Origin of the sequence: Caballeronia sp. AZ7_KS35 (assembly GCF_023631045.1) — a bacterium.
GTDB classification, from domain to species: domain Bacteria; phylum Pseudomonadota; class Gammaproteobacteria; order Burkholderiales; family Burkholderiaceae; genus Caballeronia; species Caballeronia zhejiangensis.
In genome coordinates this window covers 47,372-66,824 of sequence record NZ_JALQDV010000025.1, presented here as the reverse complement: position 1 = coordinate 66,824, position 19,453 = coordinate 47,372, and the positions used below count along the sequence as shown (strand labels likewise).

Genomic DNA, 19,453 nt, shown 5'->3' with positions numbered 1-19,453 from the left:
TGGAGCGCGCACATCATCGAGCAACGCATCGACAACAAGATCATCCGGCCGAGCGCGAATTACACCGGTCCGGAGAATTTGAAGTTCGTCCCGATAAATAAGCGAAAATAGCGGACTGCGCGATCGGATTTCACGATGAGGAAATCCACCCCGCGCGGCAAACGCCATCCAACCCCAATGTTTTTGAAAGGTTTTTTTCGATGAACAAACTTCTGATCGCTGCAATCGCCGGCACGCTGGCTACGACGAGCGTCTTCGTCAGCGCCGACGCCTTCGCTGCGACCGCGACCGATGCAAGCAAGGCCAAAACCACGGCCAAGCGTCCCGCTCCGGCGCGCCGCCTGATCAAGCGCAGTCCCAAGGCCGAAGCGGCCGCGGCGGCCAAGGTTGATCCGATTCCCGAAGGTGCAGTGAAGTGGTCGTGCAAGGACGGCAACGCTTTCTACCTGAAAGGCGACATGAAGCGTGACGCAATCGTCACCGTGAACTGGGCCAAGAAGGATTACAAGCTGCCGCGTCAGGACACGACGACCGGTGCGGATCGTTTCCACGATTCGGCATCGGGCATGGATCTCGTCGTGATCCCGACCAAAGCAATGCTGTTCTCGGACAAGGACTCGTCGCGCCTCGCCGACGAGTGCATGACGCCCGAAATGGCAGCGGGCGGCGCAGCGCCGACCCAATCGAACGCGCTGATCAAGAACGCGGAGTAAGTTAGCTCGGCACTTAAATCAGGAATCCCTCGATGTCCGCACCGATTTCCAATGTCCGGCCCGAGCCGGACAAGGTACTCGTCGAAATAGTCGACTACGTGCTCGACTACAGTGTCGACAGCACGCTTGCGCTCGAAACGGCGCGCAACTGCCTGATCGACACGCTCGGCTGCGGACTCGAAGCCCTTTCGTACCCCGCCTGCACCAAGCTGCTGGGACCGATCGTGCCGGGCACGATCGTCCCCAACGGTGCGAAGGTGCCAGGCACCCAGTTTCAACTCGACCCCGTTCAGGCCGCCTTCAACATCGGCGCAATGATCCGCTGGCTCGATTTCAACGATACGTGGCTCGCCGCCGAATGGGGTCATCCGTCGGATAACCTCGGCGGCATCCTCGCCACGGCGGACTGGCTTTCGCGCAACGCGATCGCGTCAGGCAAGAAGCCGCTCGTCATGAAAGACGTTTTGATCGCGATGGTCAAGGCGCACGAAATTCAAGGCTGCATCGCGCTCGAGAATTCGTTCAACAAGGTCGGTCTCGATCACGTTTTGCTCGTCAAAGTGGCCTCCACCGCGGTCGTCGGGCAGATGATCGGCCTCACGCGCGACGAACTCGTCAACGCGGTGTCGCTCGCCTTCGTCGATGGTCACGCGTTGCGCACGTATCGCCACGCGCCGAACACGGGCTCGCGCAAGTCGTGGGCAGCGGGCGATGCAACCTCGCGCGCCGTGCGCCTCGCGCTGATCGCGAAGACCGGCGAGATGGGTTATCCGTCGGTTTTGACCGCTGAAACATGGGGCTTTTACGACGTGCTCTTCAAGGGCAACGCGTTCGCGTTCCAGCGTCCGTACGGCTCGTATGTGATGGAGAACGTGCTGTTCAAAATTTCGTTTCCCGCGGAATTCCATGCGCAAACGGCCGTCGAAGCGGCAATGACGCTGCACGGCGAGCTCGAGCAAGCCGGCAAATCCGTCGATGACATCCGCAAGATCACGATTCGCACGCACGAAGCCGCGCTGCGCATCATCGACAAGAAGGGGCCGCTCGACAACCCCGCGGACCGCGATCACTGCATTCAGTACATGGTCGCGGTGCCGCTGATTCACGGCCGCCTCACCGCGGCCGATTACGAAGATTCCGTCGCGCAGGACCCGCGCATCGACGTGCTGCGCGCGAAGATGGAATGCGTGGAAGACCCGCAGTTCACGAAGGACTATTTCGATCCGGACAAGCGCTCGATCCCGAATGCATTGACCGTCGAATTCAACGACGGATCGAAGCTCGCCGAAGTCGAAGTGGACTATCCGATCGGTCACAAGCGTCGTCGCGCGGACGGCATACCGCTGCTCGTCGAGAAGTTCAGGACGAATCTGGCGCGCCGTTTCCCGCAGAATCAGCAGCAAGCGATCCTCGCGGTATCGCTCGATCAGGCAACGCTCGAAGCGATGCCGGTCAATGAATATGTCGATCTGTACGTGATTTAAGCAGCGCAATTTCCTCGTCTTAGTCCAAGGAAAATAACCATGGCCCACAATCTCCACAACACGCTCAAGGAATTCGACAGCGGTTCCGGCAAAGGCAAGTTCTACTCGCTGCCGCAACTCGGCGACGCGCTGAAGGTCAAGATTCAGCGTCTGCCGGTTTCGATTCGTCTGGTGCTCGAATCGGTGCTGCGCAACTACGATGGCAAGAAGATTTCCGAAGAACACATCGAACAGCTTGCGAACTGGAAGCCGAATGCCGCTCGCGTCGATGAAATTCCGTTCGTCGTCGCGCGTGTCGTGCTGCAGGACTTCACCGGCGTGCCGCTGCTCGCCGACATCGCCGCGATGCGCGGCGTCGCGAAGCGCGCGGGCAAGGATCCGAAAGCGATCGAGCCGCTCGTACCGGTGGATCTCGTCGTCGATCACTCGGTGCAGATCGATCACTTCCGCGAGCCGAACGCGCTCGATCTGAACATGAAGCTGGAATTTCAGCGCAACAACGAGCGCTACCAGTTCATGAAGTGGGGCATGCAGGCGTTCGACACGTTCAAGGTCGTGCCGCCCGGCATCGGTATCGTGCACCAGGTGAACCTCGAATACCTCGCGCGCGGCGTGCATCAGAAGGACGGCGTCTACTATCCGGACACGCTCGTCGGCACCGACTCGCACACGACGATGATCAACGGCATCGGCGTGGTCGGCTGGGGCGTGGGCGGCATCGAAGCGGAAGCGGGCATGCTCGGCCAGCCGGTGTATTTCCTGACGCCGGACGTCGTCGGCGTGGAGCTGAAGGGCAAGCTGCGCGAAGGCTGCACGGCGACCGACCTCGTGCTGACCATCACCGAAATGCTGCGCAAGGAGAAGGTCGTCGGCAAGTTCGTCGAGTTCTTCGGCGAAGGCACGGCGTCGATCGGCGTGCCGGATCGCGCGACCATCGGCAACATGGCGCCCGAGTACGGCGCGACCATGGGCTTCTTCCCCGTCGATGAAAAGACCATCGACTACTTCAAGGGCACGGGCCGCACCGACGCCGAAATCGCCGCGTTCGAGCAGTATTTCAAGGCGCAGAAGCTGTGGGGCGTGCCGAAGGCCGGCGAAATCGACTACACCAAGACGCTCACGCTCGATCTGGGCACGGTCGCGCCGTCGCTGGCTGGTCCGAAGCGTCCGCAAGACCGCATCGAAATCGGCAATGTGAAGAGCACGTTCATCGACCTGTTCTCGAAGCCGGTGGGCGAAAACGGCTTCAACAAGAAGGCCGCCGAGCTCGAAGCGAACTACACGACGGCCGACGGCGTGAATCTCAAGAACGGCGACGTGCTGATCGCCGCGATCACGTCGTGCACGAACACGTCGAACCCGAGCGTGCTGCTCGCCGCCGGCTTGCTGGCGAAGAAGGCCGTCGAAGCGGGTCTGACGGTCGCGCCGCACATCAAGACGTCGCTCGCGCCGGGATCGCGCATCGTCACCGAATATCTGACGAAGACGGGCCTCCTGCCCTATCTCGACAAGCTCGGCTTCACGCTCGCCGCGTACGGTTGCACGACGTGTATCGGCAATGCGGGCGATCTGACGCCCGAACTGAACGATGCCATCACGAAGAACGACGTCGTCGCGGCAGCCGTGCTGTCGGGCAACCGCAACTTCGAGGCGCGCATTCACCCGAACATCCGCGCGAACTTCCTGGCCTCGCCGCCGCTGGTCGTCGCCTACGCGATCGCTGGCAACATCACGCGCGATCTGATGACCGAGCCGGTCGGCAAGGGCACGGACGGCCGCGACATCTATCTCGGCGACATCTGGCCGACGAGCGACGAAGTTCATGCGCTGCTCAAGTTCGCGCTCGACGCGAAGGCGTTCCGCGAGAACTACTCTCAGCTCACGAAGGAAGGCGACCTGTGGAGCAAGATCGCGGGCGAAAGCGGCCAGGTCTATGACTGGCCGAAGTCGACGTACATCGCCGAGCCGCCGTTCTTCGGCAGCGAATTCTCGATGAAGCCGGCCGATTCGATTCCCCCGGTCAAGGGCGCGCGCGCGCTCGGCATCTTCGGCGATTCCGTGACGACCGACCACATCAGCCCGGCCGGCTCGATCAAGGAAACCTCGCCGGCCGGCGTGTGGCTGAAGGCGAACGGCGTGCAGAAGGCCGACTTCAACAGCTACGGCTCGCGTCGCGGCAATCACGACGTGATGATGCGCGGCACCTTCGCGAACGTCCGCATCAAGAATTTGATGATCCCGGCGAAGGCCGACGGCACGCGCGTCGAGGGCGGCCTGACGATTCATCAGCCGAGCGGCGAGCAACTGTCCATCTACGACGCAGCGATGAAGTACATCGCCGCCAATACGCCGACCATCGTGTTCGCGGGCGAAGAGTACGGCACGGGTTCGTCGCGCGACTGGGCGGCGAAAGGCACGCAACTGCTCGGCGTAAAGGCCGTGGTCGCGCGCAGCTTCGAGCGTATCCATCGCTCGAACCTCGTCGGCATGGGCGTGCTGCCGCTGCAGTTCAAGGGCTCGGACAGCGTGCAGTCGCTGAACATCACCGGCGAAGAGACGTACGACATCGAAGGTCTCGGCGACGACTTCAAGCCGCAGCAGGAAGTCACGCTCGTGATCCATCGCAAGGACGGCAAGGACGATCGCGTGCAGGTGCTGCTGCGTATCGATACGCCGATCGAAGTCGACTACTACAAGCACGGCGGAATTCTGCCGTTCGTGCTGCGCTCGCTGCTCGCGGCGTAAAAGGCTCAAGCAGTTTTGCAGGTGACCGCGCTCGAAAGAGCGCGGGAACATTGGACCCGGCCACGGCCGGGTTTTTTTTCGCCCTTCTTTGGCTCCCTACGCTTTGGAGATCGCGATGCGCGGCCACGTCGTCCGGCGGGCGAACAACGTGCGCACCATCTCCCTCAGGCGACGCGCGCCCGCCCGCGTCGAATCGGACGACATCGAGAACCAGCTGGCGTCCGTCGTCCCGCTGACCCAGATCGTCGTGTAAGGCTTCAGTTCGACGGACGCGCCCGCGTCCAGCCAGTAATCGTCGGCGCCGCCTTCGATGGTCAGCCAGATTTGCCCGCGCGTCACGCGCAGCGTTTGGGGCCGATCGATCACCCAGCGCGTAGGCGCATCGCGCCCGTCGAGTTCGAATGTCCGGATTTCACGCATGATGCCGCTCCTTCAGATCGCGTAACTGAAAGGCCGCCCGACAGAGATGCAAGAGCAGCCGTTGATCCTATTATTCGACCGATTGCGAACAGCTTGAATGAACACTTGTGAACAGTTTGACCGAAACTGTTAAGCCAAATTGACCGAACAGTTCGCATCGATCTGACACTTTAAAAACACTCTAGCTAGCCATTCGGCCAGTCTTGACGCGGGTTTTCGGATGCGTTCGAATGGCAAGACGACACTGGCGAACAGCGAACTCGAACTGTTCACAGCAAATCACTGAACAGTTTCAGACATCATGAATGCACTTCCGCTTCACATCGACAGCGGCACCGGCGTGCCGCTGACCGAACAGATCGTCAGTCAGATCGAAGCGATGATCCGCTCGCGCCGCGTGCTCGCGGGCGCGAAGCTGCCGTCGATTCGTCAGCTTGCCGCCGAGCAGCGCATCAGCCGCTTTCCGGTGATCGAGGCTTACGACCGTCTCGCGTCGCGCGGGCTCATTCAGCCGAAGCACGGCTCCGGGTTCTATGTGGCGAATCACGTCGATGAACGCGACAGCAACGCGGGCAATTGCGATCCGCGGCTGGCGGAAGAGGAATCGAACCAGATCCTCCAGCAGTTCAACTATCCCGGCGAGACGCTGAAGTTGTCGAGCGGCTTCATTCCCGAGGCATGGCGCGATGTGGACGGCCTGACGCAGGCGATCCGTCAGGCGTCGCGCACCGACGTATCGAGCGTGATCGATTACGCGATTCCCCACGGCGACACCGATTTGCGTCAGCAAGTCACGATGCGGATCAACGCGCTCGGCATCGACGCCGATCTTCCCAACGTGATGATCACGAACGGCGCGAGCCAGGCGCTCGATCTCGTCGTGCGCTACATGCTGAAGCCGGGCGATACGGTCTTCGTCGAGGATCCCGGTTACTACAATCTCTTCGGGCTCCTGAAGCTGCAGGGCGTGCGGCTCGTCGGCGTGCCGCGGCTCGCGAACGGACCCGATATCGACGTCGCGGAAGAACTGCTGAAACAGCATCAGCCGAAGCTCTTCTTCATCAACACCGTGTTCCAGAATCCGACTGCGACGAACGTCGCGCCGCAAGTCGCGTTCAAGCTGCTGCAACTCGCGACCCAGCACGGCTTTTCCATCGTCGAGGACGATATCTACGCCGACTTCCAGGCCGTGCCGACGCAACGGCTGGCATCGCTCGATCAGCTCGATCGCGTGATCTATGTGGGCGGCTTGTCGAAGACCTTGTCGTCGTCGCTGCGCATCGGCTATCTCGCGGCGAATCGCGAGCTCGTGAAGAATCTCGTCGACGTAAAGGTGCTGACGAGCCTCGGCGGCACGCGCTTCGCCGAAAGCGTCGCGGCGGGCCTGCTGGAGCGCGGCACGTATCGCAAGTATCTGGAGCGCTTGCGCAAGCGCGTGCGCGATTCGCTGTCGAGCGCGGTGCAAACGCTCGAAGGCTATGGATGGGACGTGTTCGACGAGCCGAGCGGCGGCAACTTCGTATGGGCGAAAGTGCCCGGCATCGACGATTCATCCGTGCTCGTCGACGAAGCCGTGAAGTTCGGCGTCACGCTCGCGCCGGGCAGCTATTACCGCCCGAACGGCGAGGCGTGTGCGTGGGTGCGCATCAATTCGGCCTATGCGGGCGACCGACGCGCGGCGCGCTTCTTCGAGTACATGACGGAAACCGCGGCCGCGCGCGCTTAACGACGTTCGCTGAAGAAACGTTCGAGCGCGTCCGTCGCGTCCTTGTCTTTCGCAAGCCGCGCGTAAAGTCCGGCCGCGCCTTCGTAGATGCGATGCTCCGCGAACTCGTCGCCGATGAACTCCGCGATCTCTTCCATCTCGGCAACCCAGCGATAGGCCTTCGGCGGCATGCGCGGCACATTGCCCGCGAGCCACGCGGCAAGCGCGGGCTGGCTCGCCGCGAGTTCGCTGAGAAGCGCATCGCCCGCGCCGTTGCGCATCGCGGCGAGCGCCATCGCCGAGCCGAGCGCCGTCAGCCCTTTCGTGATGCCCGCATACGACATCTTGAGCGCGGATGCGGCGCCGTTCGGGCCGTCGAGCACGCGCACGACGAGACCGTGATCGGCGAGTAGCTGAGTGCGCTTTGCATGCGGTCCCGACATGTAGAACTTCGGCGCCGATGGCTGACCGATGATCGATGCATCGACGAACGGCGTGCGCGTCGGTTCGAGCGCGCGCTCGATCTGGCCGACGGTAGCGGGATTGATCGCATTGCAGTCGATGTAGACGGGCTGCGCGCTCGCGCGTTCGAACAGAGGAGCGAGGCGCTGCGCGGTATCGACAGCGACCGAGGGCGGCACGATCGACAGAATGAAGTCGCACGCCACGAGATCGTCGAGGCTTGCATCTTCCATGCTGGCTTCGCGCGCACGCGCTGCGCTCGCCGCGCTGCGTCCTTCGAGCGATGTCAGCACGCGCGCACCGCCTTGCGTCAAGGTACGGCCAATGGCCGATCCCATGCTGCCTGCGCCGAGAATTGCGATCGTGGGTTGTTTCGATTGCGTCACTTGCTGGCTCCTGTAGCTTTGTTCGATGACGATTCATACCGCGCTCATTCGTCATCCGAACTATCGGATCATCAAGGAAAGCGGCCCGTCGAAGGGCCGCCGTCCAACTAACCTACCGACTCGCGAATCAACGATGCTCCGTCACGAACTTCGTGACGAGATACGCTTCCATCGCTTCACTGCCGCCTTCCGAGCCGTAGCCCGAATCCTTGACCCCGCCGAACGGCGTCTCCGGCAATGCGAGGCCGTGGTGATTGATCGAGAGCATGCCGCTTTCGATATCGTCCGACACCGCCGCTGACGTCGCCGCAGAGCTCGTGTAAGCGTAAGCGGCAAGCCCATAAGGCAGGCGATTGGCCTCGGCGATCACTTCGTCATACGACTTGAACGATGCGATCGGCGCGATCGGGCCAAACGGCTCTTCGGTCATGATGCGCGCGGAGAGCGGCACATCGGTCAGCACGGTCGGCGCGAAGAAGTAGCCTTCGCGGCCGGTGCGCTCGCCGCCCGTCAACACCTTCGCGCCGTGCTCGCGCGCATCGGCGACGAGGCGTTCCATCGCTTCGAGGCGGCGGCCGTTCGCGAGCGGACCCATCTGAACGCCATCGTCGAGACCGTTGCCCACTTTCACCGCGCTCGCGGTGGCGATGAAGTGCTGCACGAACTCGTCATACGCGGATTCTTCGACGAGAAAGCGCGTCGGCGAGATGCAGACCTGACCCGCGTTGCGGAATTTCGCCGATGCGAGCATCTTCGCGGCGCGGGGGATGTCGGCGTCCTTGAACACGATGGCCGGCGCGTGGCCACCTAGTTCCATCGTCACGCGCTTCATGTGCTCGCCCGCGAGCGACGCAAGCAGCTTGCCGACCGGCGTCGAACCGGTGAACGAAATCTTGCGGATCGCGGGATGCGCGATCAGATACTTCGAGACATCGGCGGGCACGCCGAAGACCAGATTCAGCACGCCGGCGGGCAGGCCCGCATCGGCATATGCCTGCACGAGCGCCGCGCAGCTTGCGGGCGTTTCCTCGGGGCCTTTGAGCACGACCGAGCACCCCGACGCGAGCGCGGCCGATACCTTGCGCACCGCCTGATTGATAGGGAAATTCCACGGCGTGAACGCGGCGACCGGACCGACCGGCTCACGCGTCACGATCTGGCGCACGGCATCCGTTCGCGACGGAATCACGCGGCCATACGTGCGGCGCCCTTCTTCCGCGAACCATTCGATGATGTCCGCTGCCGACAGCGTTTCGATGCGCGCCTCGCCGAACGGCTTGCCCTGCTCCATCGTCATGATGGCGGCGATCTGTTCCGCACGCTCGCGAATGTTCTGCGCCGCGCGACGCATCAGCTTGCTGCGCTCGTAGGGCGAAACCTTGCGCCATTCCTTGAAACCGCGCGCGGCGGCGTCGGCGGCGAGCGAAAGCTCGGCTTCGCCCGCGAGCGCGAGACGGCCGATCTCCGCTTCGTTCGCCGGATTGATGACGGCCGTGTCGCGCGAACCGTCGCGCCACGCGCCGTCGATATAAAGCCGGGTATTCGGATAAGCCGGAAGGTCGGAACGAGTGTTGCTCATGCATGTCTCCTTGAGAGTGGCGTGGCCAATGTTGCTTGCGCCGGACCATATGACGCAGACGGCCATGGTATCGCGGCCACGTAAAATCTGCTGACGCGCGCTACGTTCAATCGATAGTTGCAGATCGAATTACATGACACGACGGTGACCCGTATGTTCGACCAATGCCTTTATTTCAACACCACCGCACTCGCGCGCGCACTCGAACGCGAATGGGCCAAAGCGTTCAAGCCGTTCGGACTCACGCCGTCGCAGGCGTTCATGTTGCGCGCGGTTGTCGAGCATCCCGGGCAGCTTCAAGGCACGCTTGCCGATGCACTCGCGATCACGCGCCCCACTGCCACGCGCACGCTCGACGGACTGGCGAAACTGGGGCTCGTCGAGCGCTGGTCCACTGAACGCGATGGCCGCGAATCCGCCATTCATCCGACCGATTCCGCGGTCGCGATGATGAAGCGCATCGGCGCGGTCAGCTCGGAGGTCACGCGGCGCATGAAGCGCAAGCTCGGCAACGCGCGTTTCGACGACACGGTGTCGAGCGTGAGGCATATACGCACGACGCTGGAATGACAAACGCCCGCGATCGATGATCGGCGGGCGCGTGCAGGGACTTTATCGAAGGTGACGCTTACATCGGCGGCGCGACGCCATCCTTCTCCACGACGATGCGTTGCGCCGCGAAGTCCGAACCAGCCGGAGTCGCGACGACGAACACTTTCTTTCCGGGCTTCAGGTCATCGTGCGTCGCGGGGGCGAACGTCACAACGGGCACGTTCTCCGGTACGGTCACCGAGTTCGCGCCGCCCTTGTACGAGAGCTTCAGATCGCGGCCGCTCGTGCCTTGCACGACCTGGTCGACGTTCGCGTTGGTCATCGAGCTCTTCGGTCCGAGATCCCATTCATAGTGGCCTTCGCCTGTGCCGCGCGCGGCTTCCGGGAACACGAGTACCTCGGTCGCGGTGAGCTTGCCGTCGGTGCCGGTGGTCGCCGCCGTGCCGACGAACGAGCCCGGCTTGATGTCCTGCAGCTTGATGTTCTTCAGCGCGGTGACGGGCGTATCTGCCTTGACGGCGATCTTCACGGTGTCGCCGCTGCGTCGATGAACGGTCAGCGTATCGCCCGACAGCGACACGATATCGCCGCGAATGCGCGCGGGTTTCGCGGCGGGCGTCTGAGCAAGAGCCGCGGATGCGAGTGCGAGCGTCACGATGCTGACGCCAAGTTTGAGTCGAATCGACATGCAATCTCCTTCTGGTGATGAAAGCAAAGGCTTCAGGAACCGCCGAACCAGTTGTAGCCCTGGTTCTCCCAATAGCCGCCGGGATAATCGTTCGTCACAGTGATCGCGACGATGTGCTTCGGATTCTTGTAACCGAGCTTGGTCGGCATGCGCAGCTTCATCGGGAAGCCGTACTTCGCCGGCAAAATCTGGCCGTCGTAGGTGAGCGTGAGCAGCGTCTGCGCGTGCAGCGCGGTCGGCATGTCGATGCTCGTCGAGTAGTTGTCGGCGCAATGAAAGGCCACGTATTTCGCGCTCGTATCGGCGCCTGCACGCGCGAGGATTTGCGCGAATCGCACGCCGCCCCACTTGCCGATCGCACTCCAGCCTTCGATACAGATATGCCGTGTCACCTGGCTTTCCTGCGGCATCGCGTGCAGTTCGTCGAGCGTCCACACACGCTTGCCTTTGACGAGGCCGCCAATCTCCAGCTTGTATGTCGATGGATCGACTTCGGGCACTTCATCGATGTCATAGAACGCGTTGAACGGAAACGGCCGCGTGATCATCGAGTCGGGATAAGTCGGCGCGAGCTGGTTCGGGTCGAATAGCAACGCCTGCATGTCGTCGTTGAAGGATGAAATGCGGCGCAGCATCGCGTTGACCGATTTGTCGTCGGTGATGTTGCAGCCCGACAGCATCGCGAGGCCGCCCAGCGAAAGAATGCGCTTGCCGAACAAACGGCGCGCCGGCGCCTTCAGTTCCTTCGCGGCATCCTTGATGATGAGTTCAGCGTCGGGTCTCGATTTGAATAGCTTGAGCGACATGTGTTAGCGACCTCGGATCATCAGCACGAGCGAGCGCGGCACGAGCGCGACCATCGCGACGTGCACGACGAAGAACGCCACGAGAAAACTCATGCCGAAGAAATGCACGATGCGAGCGTTGTCGTAACCGCCCATCAACGTGCGAAGCAAGGGAAACTGCACCGATTTCCACACCGCGAGTCCCGACAGGATCACGATCGCGATGTCCACGATCACCGCGAGATACGCGAACTTCTGCACCGCGTTGTAATGCGTGAGATCGTCGTGACCGAGCTTGCCGCGTAGCGCGGCGAAGGCGTCGGTGAAAATGCTCTTGATGGAGAGCGGAAACATGCGGCGGCGCAGGCGTCCGGTGAAGAGATTCATCGCGACGTACACGATAAAATTCGCGACCAGCAGCCACATCGCCGCGAAATGCCATTGCAGCGCGCCGCCGAGCCAGCCGCCGAGCGTGATCGCGGACGAGAAGGTCAGCGATTTGAAAATCGGCGATGCGTTGTAGATCTGCCAGCCGCTCGTCACCATGATCAACACGGCGAACGCGTTGAGCCAGTGCGTGATGCGCAGCCATAACGGTTGGATTTGCACGTCGTCGAGCCTCGCGAGTCGTTGAGATTTCGAGGGCATGGTAGCGACGCGCCGCTGATCGATCGATGACCTCTCGATGACTTTTTTGTCATCTTTGCGAGCGTCGCGCGCGCTCTGGCTAGAATGTCGGCAATCCATCGAATGCAGTGCGAGCATGACCATCCTCGTTATCGAAGACGACCGCAAGACAGGCGACTACCTGAAGAAAGGGCTCATCGAGTCCGGCTATCAGGTCGAGCTCGTTCGCAACGGCACGGACGGTCTGCACCAGGCGCTCGCGAATTCCTACGAACTGATCGTGCTCGACGTGATGCTGCCGGGCATCGACGGCTGGCAGGTGATGTCGGCCTTGCGCGCGAAACGTGACTTGCCTGTCATTTTTCTCACCGCACGCGATCACGTGACGGACCGCATTCACGGACTCGAACTCGGCGCGGACGATTATCTCGTCAAGCCCTTCTCTTTCACCGAACTCGTCTTGCGCATTCGCACGCTGCTCAGACGCGGCGTGATGCGCGAATCCGATACGTTCCAGATCGCGGATCTTCATGTGGATGTGCTGCGTCGCAAGGTGACGCGCAAGGGCATCGACATCGTGCTCACGAACAAGGAATTCGCGCTGCTGCATCTCTTTTGCAAGCATCAGGGCGAGGCGCTGTCGCGCACCCTGATCGCATCGGAAGTGTGGGACATGAACTTCGACAGCGACACCAATGTCGTCGACGTCGCGGTGAAGCGGCTGCGCGCGAAGATCGACAATCCATTCGATCTGAAGCTCATTCATACGGTGCGCAGCATCGGCTATTCGTTCGGGGAGAATCCTTGAACCGGCCATCGCGCTCGCTTGCGGTACGTATCGCGTTGTCGTTTGCGGTGATCGTGTGCATCGTCGTCGGCATGATCGGCGCATCGCTCTATCACGCGACGAATCGCGCGCTGTCCACGCGCGCGGATTACCAGCTGATCGCGCGCGTCGAGCATTTCCGCTCGCTTCTGCACGATCTCTACACGATCAAGGAAATCGAAGCGCGACCTCGGCTCTTCGAAACGATGCTAGGCGATCGTCAGGACGTCATCCTCTTCCGACGCGCGGGCTCGGGGCCTTTCATCTACGTCAATCCGGAGAAGATGCCGTTGCCGCCGCTCGATGTCGTGCCTGTGACGCGCGCCATCGGACTCGATGACCTGTACGAAGGCTCGCGCGCGGACGGCGTGCGGATGCGCTGGGTCGGCGCGCAGGCGCGCATCGGCGAGAACGGCGAGGTCGTCGAGATCATCGCCGCGCATGTGATGACGCAGGAAGCGATCGTGTTGTCGGCGTATCTGAAGCGCGTATGGATCAACGTGATCGGCGCGGTGCTCGTGACGTTGCTGCTCGCTTACTGGGTCACGAGCCGCGGACTCATGCCGCTCAAACTGATGGCCGATAAAGCCGCCGAAATCACGCCGAACCGATTGTCCGCGCGGCTCGACGTCGCCCATGCGCCCGCCGAATTGCAAAGCCTCGCGGCGTCGTTCAATGCGATGCTCGACCGGCTCGAACACGGCTACGAGCGTCTGGTGCAGTTCTCCGCCGATCTCGCGCATGAACTGCGCACGCCGATCGGCGTGTTGGTCGGTCAAACGCAGGTCACGCTCGCGCACGAGCGCAGCGTCGCGGAGTATCGCAGCGTGCTCGAATCGAATCTGGAAGAACTGGAGCGCCTCGCGCGCATCGCGCAGAACATTCTCTTTCTCGCGCAGGCGGATCATGAGCAGCAACAGATCGAACGGGAGCGGCTCGATATCCGCGAAGAGCTCGAGACGATCGGCGCTTACTTCGAAGGCATCGCCGATGAACGCCGCATCACGTTCGATATCCAGGCCGAAGGCGAAATGCTTGCGAATGCAATCATGTGCCGCAGGGCGATCGGCAATGTCGTCGTGAATGCGGTGCGTTATGCGACGGCGGGCACCGTGGTCCGGCTGCGCGGTTACGCGGATGAACAAGGCGCGAGCATCGTCGTGGGCAATCGCGGCGCGCACATCGAGAAGGAAGAGCTCGCGAAGCTGTTCGACCGCTTTTATCGCGGCGACGCGGCGCGCAGCGAGTTCACGGAATCGAGCGGACTCGGCTTGTCGATCGTTCAGGCGATCATGCGGCTGCATGGCGGCGTCGCATCCGCCGAATCCACGCCGGACGGGTGGATCGAATTCACCTTGCGCTTCCCTGCTGCGGAGCATCGCCGCACAACCACGCCCTGAATTCCGGTCGCATCAGATAGTCGACGCACCATGCCCGCACCTTGCCGACGCCATCCGAACGATGCGCGAGGAAGAGCCGCGTCGCGTGCTTCTGCTCCTGAATCGACTTACTGACGAGCCCGGCGTCGCCGAATGCCGCGCGGATATGCGTGGGCACATAGCCGATCGCGACATTGCGCGCGATGATTCTCACGGCCATCGAAAAGTCGGGAACGAAGATCGGCTTCTGCCCTTCCAGAAGCCACGCATGCATCGGATCGAAATCGATCGACGTGTCCTTGATGCAGACCGCCGGATACTTCCGCAACTCCGCGCTTTGCAGGATATGCGGCGCATCCGCGAGCGGATGATCGGCGCCCACGAGAAAGTCCCACGCGAGATGGCCGAGCGCGACGCTCGTGATGCCGTCGGTCTTCGGCACGAAATGCGGCGCGCCGACGACGATATCCGCCTTGCTTGCATAGAGCGCGTCCCAGCAGCCGTTGTACACCTCCTGCTGGATCGTGACGCGCGTCGTCGGATACGCATCTTCCAGATCGCACAAGAACTGGATGATCGCGTCGCGCGGCACGATGTTGTTGACGGCCACGGTGAGCTCGGGCTCGATGCCCCCCTGAACGATGGCGAGATTGCATTTGAGCGCCTGCAGATCGTCGAGAATCGCCTTGCTGTGCGCGATGAAGTATTCGCCCGCCTCGGTGAGCCGGATATAGCAACCGCGGCGCTCGAACAGCTTCGCGCCGAACGATTCCTCGAGCTTCCTGACGGTGTAACTGATCGCCGACGGAACCTTGTTCAGCCGTTCCGCGGCCGCCGTGATGCTTTGATACTGCGCAACCAACCGGACTATCCGAATGCTTTCGTCCGAAGTGAACATCGAGCCTGCTTCCACATGAGTATTTGTCCTGCCACATGAGCGAAGCGCGCGATGAACACCGTGCGCTTCGCTCACATCGTTGCGTCAGTGCCCGCTGGGCTTGACAGTGCCGCTCGCCTGCGCGAACCGGCTCAGGATCATGTAGCCGATGCACGCAACGAGAATCGAATCGAGTGAGGGAATCGACGTGACCGTGAACATGCCGTTCACCGTCGCGAAACCCGTGAGCGATCCGAGAATCCACGCGACGAAGGTCATGATCTTGATCTGCGGTTCGCGCTCTGGCGCGGCAGCATCATACCCGTTGCGCCGATACATCACGAAGTCCGCGATATAGATGCCCGCGACGGGCGGCGTCGCGATGCCGAGGAACAACAGGAACGGAATGAACCACGACATGATGTTCATGCTGCCGACGATCGCCGCCAGCACGCCGAGCGCAACCGTGATCTGCCACTTCGGAAAGCGCGTGATGAGCGTCGATGTGACGAGCGTGCCCTGGAACATGTTGCCCGCGTTGCCCGTGACCGTCGCGAAGATCAGCAGCAAGGCGGCCGGCAAGGTCGCGCCGAACACGGCCATCGCGGTGAGCAGCGAGCTCTTGCCCGTGAGCACGCTCGGCGTCGCGCCCGCCCAGTACAGCAGCGGATAGGCGATCAGGAACGTGAGCAGCGCGCCGCCGACCGCGTGTTTGCGGTTATGCGTGAAGCTGCCGAAGTCGGGCAAGGTCGCGACCAGCACGATGATCGTGCCGACGACCGTCGATACCGCGACGCCCATCGGCATGCCGGCGATCGCATCGACGGCAGGCGCCTGGCCATTGAGCGCGACGCGCACGATATAGCACATCATCAACGCGATGACCGGCACGGCGAACTGCGCCACCTTGCCGAGCACTTCGAAGCCGAACGCGGTGGACGCGACGAAGATCACGCAGCCGATCGCGACGAGCAGCGGCGCGGGCACGTTCACGCCATGTTGCGCGAGCAGGTCGGCGACCGAGTGGCCGAACATGTTGGCCGTCACCGCGATCCATCCGAACAGGCTGACCGCGAGCAGCACGTTGATGGCGATCGCGCCTTTCTCGCCGAACGGATACTTCACGATGCCGTAGGTCGGCAGCCGTGCTTTCTCGCCGACCGAGATCGTGATCGACGCGAGAATCGCGAGGATCAGGCTGCCGATCCCGACGACCTTGATCAGATCGCCGTTCGACATCTGATTGCCGAGACTCGACGACGACAGCAACACCGGCGTGACGGCGATGCCGAGCAGGATCATCGCGATGCGATAGCCCGGCGCAGTGCCGGGCGAAGCGCTGACCCGGCTCTCTTTCGATTGACTCATGACAGTTCCTTTGCTGATGCCGATTCCATTCAGGGCGTGTAGTGGTGGCCGGTGTATTCGCGCCATCCGCCGGATGCCGTGATCTCCTTCTGTCCTTCGACGAGCCACGGTTCGGCGAGGACGCCGAGCACTTCGCTGCCGTCCGCGAGCACGACCTTGCCGATCGAAAGACCCGCCGGTTCGCTGAGCAAGAGCGCGCCGAGATTGGCCATCGGCAATTCCCAGACTTCCAGCGATACGGCCACGCCGCCGCTCTTCACGCGCAACATGCCGGGATGACGATCGTTGATGGTCCAGATGCGATAGCACGCGTCCGTGCGATCCTCGCGCACGAATTCGCCCTTCGCCGCCAGCATGTTGTGGTCCAGCCCGAGGCCACGCATCAGCGTGCCGTTCACGGCGAGCAGTATCTTGTCGTTCATGTGTGTCCTTCTCCTTGTTGATGTCGGGGGCGTATGCGCGTTACGGCGTGATCCACGTACCCGTGCGCCGTTCGAGCGCGGGCCTGATCGCCGCCGGACTCGTGATGAGCCCTTCGCCCGCGTGGCCGTCCGGTTCGATGTGCGACACGAAGCGCAGAATCGCCTCCACTTTCGGCAGCATGCTGCCCGCGCCGAACTGACCCTGCGCGATCAGCTCGCGCGCTTCGCTCACGCTCATCGTGTCGAGCCAGCGCTGCTCGGGCGTGCCGAGGTTCACCGCGACCTGTTCGACGCCGGTCGGAATCAGCAGCAGATCCGCTTTCAGTTGCTGCGCGAGCAGCGCCGATGCGAGGTCCTTGTCGATGACCGCCTCGACGCCGGACAGCTTGCCGTTCTTGCGCACCACCGGAATGCCGCCGCCGCCGCACGCGATCACCACGCAGCCTTGCGCGAGCAGGCTCGCGATGACATCGCGCTCGATGATTTCAAGCGGCTCCGGCGACGGCACCGTGCGCCGCCAGCCGCGTCCCGCGTCTTCCATCAAGGTCCAGCCGAGCTCTTCCTGACGCTTCTTCGCGGTCGCTTCGTCGAAGAACGCGCCGACCGGCTTGGCCGGCTTCTCGAACGCGGGATCGTCGGCGCTGACGCGCGTCTGCGTCACGAGCGCAACGACGCGCCGTTCGATGCCGCGACGGTGCAGCTCGTTGGTCAGCGCCTTCTGGAACATGTAGCCGATCGCGCCTTGCGTATCGCCCACCGCGTAGTCGAGCGGCACGGGCGCGACTTCCTGAGACGCGAGTTCGGAACGCCGCAAGATGAAGCCGACTTGCGGCCCGTTGCCATGCGTGAGCACGACGTTCCATCCCGCCGCGATCATGTCGGCGATATGTGTCGCGCTCTCCGTCACCGCTTCGTATTGATCGGGAATGCTCAGATGACGATCGTCGCGAATCAGCGCGTTGCCGCCCACGGCGACGACTGCCAGAGGTTTTCGAACTGTCATGATGCTTGTCCGCTGTGTTGTTTGACGGTCTCGGCGAGCGCGCGAATGGCTTCGACGAAGCACTCCATCGGCGCGGTCGTGATGCCTGCGCCGATCTGCCCGACGCCTGCTTGCTTGTGAGCGATGCCCGTATTGATGACGGGCAAAATGCCGCGGTCGGCCACCTTGCGCGCATCGATGCCCGCGGCGGTCGGCGCGAAGTTGAGCGCGGGCAGCGTGAACGCCGGATTGCCGCCGAGCGTGATGGCCTGCATGCGGCGGCTGTTCGCGGTCGCATCGGCGGGCGTGCCGCCGACGAACTTCACGATCGCGGGCGACGACGCCATCGCGAAACCGCCCACGCCGGCCGTTTCGGTGATCGCGCTGTCGCCGAGATCGGCGGCTGCGTCATCGACGCCATAGCCCGGAAAGAACAGGCCCTCGACCGGATTCGCCTTCGCCTGGAACCAGCGGTCGCCGGTGCCCGACAGACGGATGCCGAAGTTCACGCCGTTGCGCGCCATCACCGAGACCATCGAGCTGAAAGGCACGTTGGCGCACGCGTCCATCATGGCCTTGCACGCGGCCATCGAGATGTTGAGGAAGAAGTGATCGTTGGCGATGATCGCCGCGCTCGCTTCGCGAATCTGCGCGAGCGGCAGTTGCGTGCCGAGCAGCGCGGGCACGATGCGCTTGATGAAGAGGCCCGTCGCCGCGCTGTTGCGGTTGTGGACTTCATCGCCCATATGCAGCGCCTGCGCCATCAGCGGCTTCAGCTCGATCTCGCCGGACACCGCGAGCGCGGCCTTCAGCGCGGGCGCGAGCGTCGCTTTCATCCAGCGCAGACGGTCGAGCACTTCCGTGCTGTTCGCGCCGAAGCGCAGCACCTTGCCGAGACCTTCGTTCAGATTGCTGTACGTGCGATGCCCGTTCGCCTTGTTCTCGACGACGAAAAGCGGCATCGACGGACTGATGATGCCCGCCATCGGACCGACGGCCTGATGGTGGTGACACGGCTCGAGATCGACCTTGCCGTCGAGAATCAGGCGTTCGGCGGCGGCGTGATCGGCGGCCCAGCCTTCGAGCATCACCGCGCCGATGATCGCGCCCTTCACCGGCCCGCACATGTTCTCCCACGCGATCGGCGGACCGGAGTGGAGAATCAGCTTGCGCGCGCCCATAGCGCTGATTGCTTCGGATGCCGTAGCGATGTCTTTCAACACCGGCTGCGCTTCGAGATAACGCGCGAATGCAATGTCGTTCGCCTGCTCGACGAGCGGATGACGCATCAGCCACGCGAGATCGAGGCCCGCGGCGACATCGCCGAGAGCGGGCGGCTGCCAGTTGACGTGACTGACTTCGCCGCCCGCGAGACGCAGGTTGTCGGCGAAGCTCGTGAGCCCGCAGTTCACCACTTTCAGTGGCTGACCAAACAATCGGTTCATTCTTTTTG

At 62.6% G+C, this 19,453-nt stretch carries 18 protein-coding genes; 7 read left to right on the top strand and 11 right to left on the bottom strand.

Going from position 1 to position 19,453, the window contains the following annotated elements; translation table 11 throughout:
* Positions 1–200 precede the first annotated feature (200 nt).
* The 3 genes from NCT05_RS16095 to acnA are packed head-to-tail and all read left to right on the top strand — an operon-like array spanning position 201 to position 4,942.
* The gene (locus NCT05_RS16095) at positions 201–713 is read left to right on the top strand and encodes a hypothetical protein (RefSeq protein ID WP_008354065.1); all 513 of its coding nucleotides are present in this window, start codon (positions 201–203) and stop codon (positions 711–713) included.
* A 32-nt stretch (positions 714–745) separates the two neighbouring features.
* Complete coding sequence (locus tag NCT05_RS16090; protein WP_250502713.1) at positions 746–2,197, top strand: bifunctional 2-methylcitrate dehydratase/aconitate hydratase; 1,452 nt, start codon at positions 746–748, stop codon at positions 2,195–2,197.
* Positions 2,198–2,236: 39 nt separating this feature from the next.
* Entirely contained in the window at positions 2,237–4,942 is a 2,706-nt protein-coding gene (acnA, locus tag NCT05_RS16085; protein ID WP_250459143.1) for an aconitate hydratase AcnA, read from the top strand.
* A gap of 96 nt (positions 4,943–5,038) precedes the next feature.
* Here acnA and NCT05_RS16080 read toward each other — a convergent pair whose 3' ends face one another.
* Positions 5,039–5,362, bottom strand: coding sequence for a DUF2917 domain-containing protein (locus NCT05_RS16080; RefSeq protein WP_250502712.1), 324 nt, complete (start codon positions 5,360–5,362; stop codon positions 5,039–5,041).
* 301 nt (positions 5,363–5,663) lie between these two features.
* Between NCT05_RS16080 and NCT05_RS16075 the strand changes: the two genes are divergently transcribed.
* On the top strand, positions 5,664–7,088 hold the full coding sequence (locus tag NCT05_RS16075; protein ID WP_175982956.1) for an aminotransferase-like domain-containing protein: 1,425 nt from the start codon (positions 5,664–5,666) through the stop codon (positions 7,086–7,088).
* On the opposite strand, the gene NCT05_RS37015 is transcribed toward NCT05_RS16075, so the two are convergent.
* Entirely contained in the window at positions 7,085–7,915 is an 831-nt protein-coding gene (locus NCT05_RS37015; RefSeq protein ID WP_250502711.1) for an NAD(P)-dependent oxidoreductase, read from the bottom strand. The genes NCT05_RS16075 and NCT05_RS37015 overlap by 4 nt on opposite strands.
* A 127-nt stretch (positions 7,916–8,042) precedes the next feature.
* On the bottom strand, positions 8,043–9,494 hold the full coding sequence (locus tag NCT05_RS16065) for an NAD-dependent succinate-semialdehyde dehydrogenase (RefSeq protein WP_250502710.1): 1,452 nt from the start codon (positions 9,492–9,494) through the stop codon (positions 8,043–8,045).
* A gap of 153 nt (positions 9,495–9,647) precedes the next feature.
* On the opposite strand from NCT05_RS16065, the gene NCT05_RS16060 reads away from it, so the two are divergent.
* Entirely contained in the window at positions 9,648–10,064 is a 417-nt protein-coding gene (locus tag NCT05_RS16060; RefSeq protein ID WP_008354073.1) for a MarR family winged helix-turn-helix transcriptional regulator, read from the top strand.
* A 58-nt stretch (positions 10,065–10,122) separates the two neighbouring features.
* Here the strand turns inward: NCT05_RS16060 and NCT05_RS16055 are convergent, their stop codons facing one another.
* From NCT05_RS16055 to NCT05_RS16045, 3 genes are read right to left on the bottom strand one after another with little or no spacing between them, the layout of a single operon-like run.
* Positions 10,123–10,734 (bottom strand): hypothetical protein, encoded by a 612-nt coding sequence (locus NCT05_RS16055; protein ID WP_008354074.1) that lies wholly within the window; start codon positions 10,732–10,734, stop codon positions 10,123–10,125.
* 32 nt (positions 10,735–10,766) lie between these two features.
* The gene (locus NCT05_RS16050; protein WP_250440360.1) at positions 10,767–11,540 is read right to left on the bottom strand and encodes a molybdopterin-dependent oxidoreductase; all 774 of its coding nucleotides are present in this window, start codon (positions 11,538–11,540) and stop codon (positions 10,767–10,769) included.
* Positions 11,541–11,543: 3 nt separating this feature from the next.
* Entirely contained in the window at positions 11,544–12,167 is a 624-nt protein-coding gene (locus tag NCT05_RS16045) for a cytochrome b/b6 domain-containing protein (RefSeq protein ID WP_250436347.1), read from the bottom strand.
* A gap of 115 nt (positions 12,168–12,282) precedes the next feature.
* Between NCT05_RS16045 and NCT05_RS16040 the strand changes: the two genes are divergently transcribed.
* Together NCT05_RS16040 and NCT05_RS16035 are read left to right on the top strand one after the other, a co-directional pair.
* The gene (locus NCT05_RS16040; protein ID WP_175982952.1) at positions 12,283–12,954 is read left to right on the top strand and encodes a heavy metal response regulator transcription factor; all 672 of its coding nucleotides are present in this window, start codon (positions 12,283–12,285) and stop codon (positions 12,952–12,954) included.
* Positions 12,951–14,372: a heavy metal sensor histidine kinase gene (locus tag NCT05_RS16035; RefSeq protein WP_250436346.1), complete on the top strand. Its 1,422-nt coding sequence runs from the start codon at positions 12,951–12,953 to the stop codon at positions 14,370–14,372. The genes NCT05_RS16040 and NCT05_RS16035 overlap by 4 nt, the downstream gene beginning before the upstream one ends.
* On the opposite strand, the gene NCT05_RS16030 is transcribed toward NCT05_RS16035, so the two are convergent.
* From NCT05_RS16030 to NCT05_RS16010, 5 genes are all read right to left on the bottom strand, one after another.
* Positions 14,323–15,249, bottom strand: a complete 927-nt coding sequence (locus NCT05_RS16030) for a LysR substrate-binding domain-containing protein (protein ID WP_008354080.1) — start codon at positions 15,247–15,249, stop codon at positions 14,323–14,325. The two genes, NCT05_RS16035 and NCT05_RS16030, sit on opposite strands and share 50 nt — an antisense overlap.
* Before the next feature lie 84 nt (positions 15,250–15,333).
* On the bottom strand, positions 15,334–16,596 hold the full coding sequence (locus NCT05_RS16025) for a cytosine permease (RefSeq protein WP_250502709.1): 1,263 nt from the start codon (positions 16,594–16,596) through the stop codon (positions 15,334–15,336).
* A gap of 29 nt (positions 16,597–16,625) precedes the next feature.
* A complete protein-coding gene (locus tag NCT05_RS16020) occupies positions 16,626–17,018 on the bottom strand; it encodes an allophanate hydrolase-related protein (RefSeq protein ID WP_250502708.1) in 393 nt (130 codons plus the stop codon).
* A gap of 40 nt (positions 17,019–17,058) precedes the next feature.
* Positions 17,059–18,021: a carbamate kinase gene (locus NCT05_RS16015; RefSeq protein WP_250502707.1), complete on the bottom strand. Its 963-nt coding sequence runs from the start codon at positions 18,019–18,021 to the stop codon at positions 17,059–17,061.
* Positions 18,018–19,445, bottom strand: a complete 1,428-nt coding sequence (locus tag NCT05_RS16010) for a YlbE family protein (protein ID WP_250502706.1) — start codon at positions 19,443–19,445, stop codon at positions 18,018–18,020. Before NCT05_RS16010 ends, NCT05_RS16015 begins: the two co-directional genes overlap by 4 nt.
* Positions 19,446–19,453: the final 8 nt, after the last annotated feature.

What these genes read in the sequence shown, in the direction of transcription:
- NCT05_RS16065 (WP_250502710.1), bottom strand. Translation starts at nt 9,494, where the DNA reads ATGAGCAACACTCGTTCCGACCTTCCGGCTTATCCGAATACCCGGCTT.
- NCT05_RS16050 (WP_250440360.1), bottom strand. Translation starts at nt 11,540, where the DNA reads ATGTCGCTCAAGCTATTCAAATCGAGACCCGACGCTGAACTCATCATC.
- acnA (WP_250459143.1), top strand. Translation starts at nt 2,237, where the DNA reads ATGGCCCACAATCTCCACAACACGCTCAAGGAATTCGACAGCGGTTCC.
- NCT05_RS16080 (WP_250502712.1), bottom strand. Translation starts at nt 5,362, where the DNA reads ATGCGTGAAATCCGGACATTCGAACTCGACGGGCGCGATGCGCCTACG.
- NCT05_RS16060 (WP_008354073.1), top strand. Translation starts at nt 9,648, where the DNA reads ATGTTCGACCAATGCCTTTATTTCAACACCACCGCACTCGCGCGCGCA.
- NCT05_RS16030 (WP_008354080.1), bottom strand. Translation starts at nt 15,249, where the DNA reads ATGTTCACTTCGGACGAAAGCATTCGGATAGTCCGGTTGGTTGCGCAG.
- NCT05_RS16055 (WP_008354074.1), bottom strand. Translation starts at nt 10,734, where the DNA reads ATGTCGATTCGACTCAAACTTGGCGTCAGCATCGTGACGCTCGCACTC.
- NCT05_RS16095 (WP_008354065.1), top strand. Translation starts at nt 201, where the DNA reads ATGAACAAACTTCTGATCGCTGCAATCGCCGGCACGCTGGCTACGACG.
- NCT05_RS16040 (WP_175982952.1), top strand. Translation starts at nt 12,283, where the DNA reads ATGACCATCCTCGTTATCGAAGACGACCGCAAGACAGGCGACTACCTG.
- NCT05_RS16010 (WP_250502706.1), bottom strand. Translation starts at nt 19,445, where the DNA reads ATGAACCGATTGTTTGGTCAGCCACTGAAAGTGGTGAACTGCGGGCTC.
- NCT05_RS16045 (WP_250436347.1), bottom strand. Translation starts at nt 12,167, where the DNA reads ATGCCCTCGAAATCTCAACGACTCGCGAGGCTCGACGACGTGCAAATC.
- NCT05_RS16025 (WP_250502709.1), bottom strand. Translation starts at nt 16,596, where the DNA reads ATGAGTCAATCGAAAGAGAGCCGGGTCAGCGCTTCGCCCGGCACTGCG.
- NCT05_RS16015 (WP_250502707.1), bottom strand. Translation starts at nt 18,021, where the DNA reads ATGACAGTTCGAAAACCTCTGGCAGTCGTCGCCGTGGGCGGCAACGCG.
- NCT05_RS16090 (WP_250502713.1), top strand. Translation starts at nt 746, where the DNA reads ATGTCCGCACCGATTTCCAATGTCCGGCCCGAGCCGGACAAGGTACTC.
- NCT05_RS16020 (WP_250502708.1), bottom strand. Translation starts at nt 17,018, where the DNA reads ATGAACGACAAGATACTGCTCGCCGTGAACGGCACGCTGATGCGTGGC.
- NCT05_RS16075 (WP_175982956.1), top strand. Translation starts at nt 5,664, where the DNA reads ATGAATGCACTTCCGCTTCACATCGACAGCGGCACCGGCGTGCCGCTG.